Origin of the sequence: Clavibacter sp. MX14-G9D, assembly GCF_032917815.1 — a bacterium.
GTDB lineage: Bacteria > Actinomycetota > Actinomycetes > Actinomycetales > Microbacteriaceae > Clavibacter > Clavibacter michiganensis_K.
This window is the reverse complement of the sequence record NZ_JAVCVL010000193.1, coordinates 1-5,054: the sequence shown is the minus strand read 5'-3', so window position 1 is coordinate 5,054 and position 5,054 is coordinate 1. Positions and strand designations below refer to the sequence as shown.

At 73.0% G+C, this 5,054-nt stretch carries 5 protein-coding genes; 1 reads left to right on the top strand and 4 read right to left on the bottom strand.

Features of this window, described 5'->3' with window-relative positions; translation table 11 throughout:
- Window positions 1-511: 511 nt before the first annotated feature.
- The gene (gene upp, locus Q6969_RS12825) at window positions 512-1,150 is read right to left on the bottom strand and encodes a uracil phosphoribosyltransferase (protein WP_317230780.1); all 639 of its coding nucleotides are present in this window, start codon (window positions 1,148-1,150) and stop codon (window positions 512-514) included.
- A gap of 68 nt (window positions 1,151-1,218) precedes the next feature.
- Here upp and tadA point away from each other — a divergent pair, with 68 nt between their 5' ends.
- Entirely contained in the window at window positions 1,219-1,665 is a 447-nt protein-coding gene (gene tadA, locus Q6969_RS12820) for a tRNA adenosine(34) deaminase TadA (RefSeq protein ID WP_317230781.1), read from the top strand.
- A 41-nt stretch (window positions 1,666-1,706) separates the two neighbouring features.
- On the opposite strand, the gene Q6969_RS12815 is transcribed toward tadA, so the two are convergent.
- From Q6969_RS12815 to Q6969_RS12805, 3 genes are all read right to left on the bottom strand, one after another.
- Window positions 1,707-2,624 carry a cation diffusion facilitator family transporter gene (locus tag Q6969_RS12815; RefSeq protein WP_317230779.1) on the bottom strand — a complete coding sequence of 306 codons (918 nt, stop codon included), beginning with the start codon at window positions 2,622-2,624 and terminating at the stop codon, window positions 1,707-1,709.
- 206 nt (window positions 2,625-2,830) lie between these two features.
- Entirely contained in the window at window positions 2,831-4,315 is a 1,485-nt protein-coding gene (ahcY, locus tag Q6969_RS12810; protein ID WP_317230778.1) for an adenosylhomocysteinase, read from the bottom strand.
- A gap of 62 nt (window positions 4,316-4,377) precedes the next feature.
- The coding region (locus tag Q6969_RS12805) for an HAD-IC family P-type ATPase (RefSeq protein WP_317230777.1) at window positions 4,378-5,054 on the bottom strand (677 nt) is incomplete at its 5' end.

The following is a 5,054-nucleotide window of genomic DNA, read 5'->3' as shown; positions in this document are numbered from 1 at the left end:
AGCCGGCGTCGCGGCCGGCGTCGGGAGCGCCGCGGGGTGGCTCCGGCGGACGGCCGGGGCGAGGGGAGCCGCCGGGCGGAGCACGGGGGCGGCGGGAGCGGATCGGAGGGCGGTGCGGGCGGAGTCGATGGTCGCGAGGGACATGGCGGGAGTCCTTGTGATGATGCGGGTGCGGCGCAGCAGGAGTGCGCGGGACCTCAGGGGAGTGCGAGACGCCTCAGGGGGCGGATGCGCCGGTGACGGCGAGGAGGGTCGGCGACGGATGCGTCGCGGGACCGCTCGGGCGAAGGCAGCGGGTTAGGCCGACATTCGACAGGACATCGCGACACGGCCGGGCATCATCATGCCGGCGACTCCCGAGGCCTCGGAGGAGGTCAGGACGTGCGCGTTCAGAGTCATGGGGAGAGCTTGCACGGATGTGCGCGTCCGTGTCAACAGGGAACGCTGGAATCGTGCGGGACGCGCAGGATCCGTGCGTCGCCGGACAGCGTGCGCGGAAGCGCGGGCCGGGTCAGTGCGCGGCGGTGCCGTAGAGGCGGTCGCCTGCGTCGCCGAGCCCCGGGATGATGTAGCCCACCTCGTCGAGCCGCTCGTCGAGCGCGCCGAGCACGATCGTGACCTCGCGGCCGGCGGTGGCCTCCTCGACGGCCTTCAGGCCCTCGGGCGCTGCGATGAGGCAGATGCACGTGACGTCGACCGCGCCGCGCTCGAAGAGGTACTCGATGGCGGCGATGAGCGACCCGCCCGTGGCGAGCATCGGGTCGACCACGAAGCACTGGCGGTTCGAGAGGTCGGTCGGGAGGCGCTCGGCGTAGATGTCGGGCTGCAGGGTCTCCTCGTTGCGCACCATGCCGAGGAACCCGACCTCCGCGCTCGGCATGAGGCGCATCAGGCCGTCGAGCATGCCGAGACCGGCGCGGAGGATGGGGACGACGAGCGGCTTCGGGTCACTCAGCGTGAGGCCCTGCGCGGGCGCCACCGGGGTCTGCACGGTGATGGTCTCCACGCGGACGTCGCGCGTCGCCTCGTAGGCCAGCAGCGTGACGAGCTCGTCGGCGAGGCTGCGGAACACGGGGGAGGGGGTGGTGCGGTCCCGCAGCGCCGTCAGCTTGTGCGTGATGAGCGGGTGGTCGGCTACGTGGACTCGCATAGGCTCCATCTAATCAGCAAGGGGGACGGCGATTGGACCTCCACGTGCCGGGCGACTACGACCGCTGGATGGCCGTGGCGCTCGACGAGGCCCGGGCCTGCGAGGCCACCGGGGACGTGCCCGTCGGGGCCGTCGTCGTCGACGCGTCGGGCGTCGTGATCGGCCGCGGCCGCAACCTCCGGGAGGCCCGCCAGGACCCCACCGCGCACGCCGAGGTCGAGGCGCTGCGGGAGGCCGCGGCGACCACCGGCGACCGGCACCTGGTGGGCACCACCCTCGTGGTCACGCTCGAGCCGTGCGTGATGTGCGCCGGCGCGATCCTCGCGGCGCGCGTTCCCCGCGTGGTCTTCGGCGCCTGGGACGAGAAGGCCGGTGCCGGCGGCTCGCTCTACGACGTGCTGCGCGACCGCCGCCTGCCGCATCGCGCGGAGGTGTTCGCGGGCGTCCGGGCCGAGGAGTGCGCGCAGCTGCTCGACGCGTTCTTCGCCGACCGGCGCGCGGACCCCGGCGCCTGAGGCGGGACCCCGGGACGGCGCCCGGCGTCCCGCCCGCCGGATCAGCTCGTGGCGACCCGCACGTCGGGCTCGAGGTAGATGACGCGCGCGACCGGCACGGCCTCGCGCACCCGGCGCTCGATCGCATCGATGCCCGCCGCGACGTCGCCGAGCGAGCTCGTGGCCGGCATCGCGATCTTCGCCGCGACCAGGAGCTCGTCCGGGCCGAGGTACAGGGTCTTCATGTGGATGATCGACTCGGCCTCGTGGCCGGCCGTGATGGCGGCGCGGATGGCCGCGAGGTCCGGCTTCGAGGCGCCCTCGCCCACGAGCAGGCTGCTCATCTCCACGCCGAGCACCACCGCGACCGCGACGAGGAGGACGCCGATGAGCAGGGTGCCGATCCCGTCGTAGATGCCGTCGCCCGTGACGATGGAGGCGACGACGCCGAGGAGCGCGAACACCAGCCCGGAGAGCGCCGCGGTGTCCTCCAGCAGCAGCACGGGCAGCTCCGGGCTCTTCGCCCGGCGCACGAACTGCACCCACGTCTGCTTCCCGCGCAGCGGGTTCGATTCCTTGATGGCCGTGCGGAGCGAGAAGGACTCGAGGGCGATGGCGATCAGGAGCACCACGATCGGGAGCCACGGCACGTCGAGCGGCTCGGGGTGCTCGATCTTGTGGATGCCCTCGTAGAGCGAGTACACGCCGCCGACGGAGAACAGGATGATCGACACGATGAACGCGTAGACGTAGCGCACGCGCCCGTAGCCGAAGGGATGCTCCTCGTCGGCGAGCCGCTGGGCGCGCTTCCCGCCGATGAGCAGCAGGATCTGGTTGCCCGAGTCCGCGAGCGAGTGCACGCCCTCCGCGAGCATCGACGAGGAGCCGGAGAAGAACGCGGCGATGAACTTCGTGATCGCGATGCCGACGTTGGCGGCCAGGGCGGCGAAGATGGCCTTGCTGCCGTGCGATTCGCTCAAGGCGGGACCTCCTCGACCGGCGGGGACGGCTCGGGCCGCCCGGGCGCGCATGCCCCGGTCGCCTCAGCCTAGCCACGCGGGCGGCCCGTCCGACGGGTCGGCCCGGGAGGCCCGGTCCCTAGGATCGGGGCATGCCCGCCGACGCCGCCCGCCCCGCGTTGCGGGTCGGACGGCGTTTGCGGTCAGGCGGTCGGCCAGGCGGTCGGTCAGTACCGGTAGTGGTCCACCTTGTACGGGCCCTCGACGGGCACGCCGATGTAGGCGGCCTGCTCCGGTCGGAGCTCGGTGAGCTCCACGCCGAGCGCGTCGAGGTGCAGGCGCGCCACCTTCTCGTCGAGGTGCTTCGGCAGCACGTACACGCCGATCGGGTACTGGTCGTTGCGGACGTAGAGCTCGATCTGCGCGAGCACCTGGTTCGTGAACGAGTTGCTCATCACGAACGAGGGGTGCCCCGTGGCGTTGCCCAGGTTCATCAGGCGGCCCTCGGAGAGCACGAGCACGCTGCGGCCGGAGGGCAGGCGCCACTCGTGCACCTGCGGCTTGATCTCGACCTTCTCCACGCCCGGGAGGCGCTCGAGGCCGGCCATGTCGATCTCGTTGTCGAAGTGGCCGACGTTCGCGATGATCGCCTGGTGCTTCATGCGCTGGATGTCGTCCACGCGGACGACGTCGACGTTCCCCGTGCCGGTGACGAGGATGTCGACGGTCTCGATGACCGAGGACAGCCGCGCGACCTGGTAGCCGTCCATCGCCGCCTGGAGCGCGCAGATGGGGTCGACCTCGGAGACGATGACGCGGGCACCCTGGCCGCGCAGCGCCTCGGCGGCGCCCTTGCCGACGTCGCCGTAGCCCACGACGAACGCGACCTTGCCGCCGATGAGCGTGTCGGTGGCGCGGTTCAGGCCGTCGGGCAGCGAGTGGCGGATGCCGTACTTGTTGTCGAACTTGCTCTTCGTGACGGAGTCGTTGACGTTGATGGCCGGGAACAGCAGCTCCCCGTCGCGCGCCAGCTCGTACAGGCGGTGGACGCCCGTGGTGGTCTCCTCGGTGACGCCCTGGATGTCGGCGGCGCGGCGGGTCCAGCGGTCGCCGGACGCCTGCAGGCTGCGGCGGAGCGTGTCGAGGACGACGCGGTACTCGTGGCTCGCGTCCTCGGGGGTCTCCGGCACGGCCTGCGCGAGCTCGTACTCGCGGCCCTTGTGCACGAGGAGCGAGGCGTCGCCGCCGTCGTCGAGGATCATGTTCGGGCCCGTCCAGTCGGCGCCGGCGGCCAGCGCCTCGCCCGACCAGTCGAAGATCTGCTCGGTGCACCACCAGTACTCCTCGAGCGTCTCGCCCTTCCAGGCGAAGACCGGCACGCCCGCGGGCGCCTCCGGGGTGCCCGCGCCGACGGCGACCGCCGCGGCGGCCTCGTCCTGCGTGGAGAAGATGTTGCAGCTGGCCCAGCGGACCTGCGCGCCGAGCGCGGTGAGGGTCTCGATGAGCACGGCCGTCTGCACGGTCATGTGGATGGATCCGGCGATCCGCGCGCCCGCGAGCGGCTGCGACGCGCCGAACTCCTCGCGGAGCGCCATGAGGCCGGGCATCTCGTTCTCGGCGAGGCGGATCTGGTGGCGGCCGGACTCGGCGAGCGAGAGGTCGGCGACGCGGAAGGGCAGAGCGGTGGAGGTGGCCTCCGGCAGCAGGGTCATGCCCCCAGTCTCGCATCCGCGGCATGACGCCCGCCCGTGCGTGACGGGCGGGCGCCCGGCGGCTAGCGGAAGGACCGCAGGCGCAGGCTGTTCGTGACGACGAACACCGAGGAGAGCGCCATGGCGAGCCCCGCGACGAGCGGGTTCAGGAGGCCCGCCATCGCGACGGGGATCGCGGCGGCGTTGTAGGCGAAGGCCCAGAACAGGTTGCCGCGGATGGTGCCGAGCGTCCGGCGGGCGAGGCGCACGGCGTCGGCCACGAGCACGAGGTCGCCGCGGACGATCGTGATGTCGCCGGCCTCGATCGCGGCATCCGTGCCCGTGCCCATCGCGATGCCGAGGTCGGCCTGCGCGAGCGCGGCGGCGTCGTTGACGCCGTCGCCGACCATCGCGACGACGCGGCCCTCGGCCTGCAGCCGGCGCACCGCCTCGAGCTTCCCCTCGGGGAGGACCCCCGCGATGACCTCCTCGATCCCCACCTCGTCGGCGACGCGACGGGCGGACCCCGCGGTGTCGCCCGTGAGGAGCACGGGACGGAGGCCGAGCGACCGGAGGCGGCGGACCGCCTCGGCGCTCGTCGGCTTCACGGTGTCGGCGACCGCGAGGACGCCGCGCACGGCGCCGTCCCACGCGACCGCGACGACGGTCGACCCGTCGGCCTCCGCCGCCCGGAGCGCCTCGGCGAGCGCCGCGTCGGGCTCCGCCGACCACGCCTCCCGCAGCCATGAGGGCCGCCCGA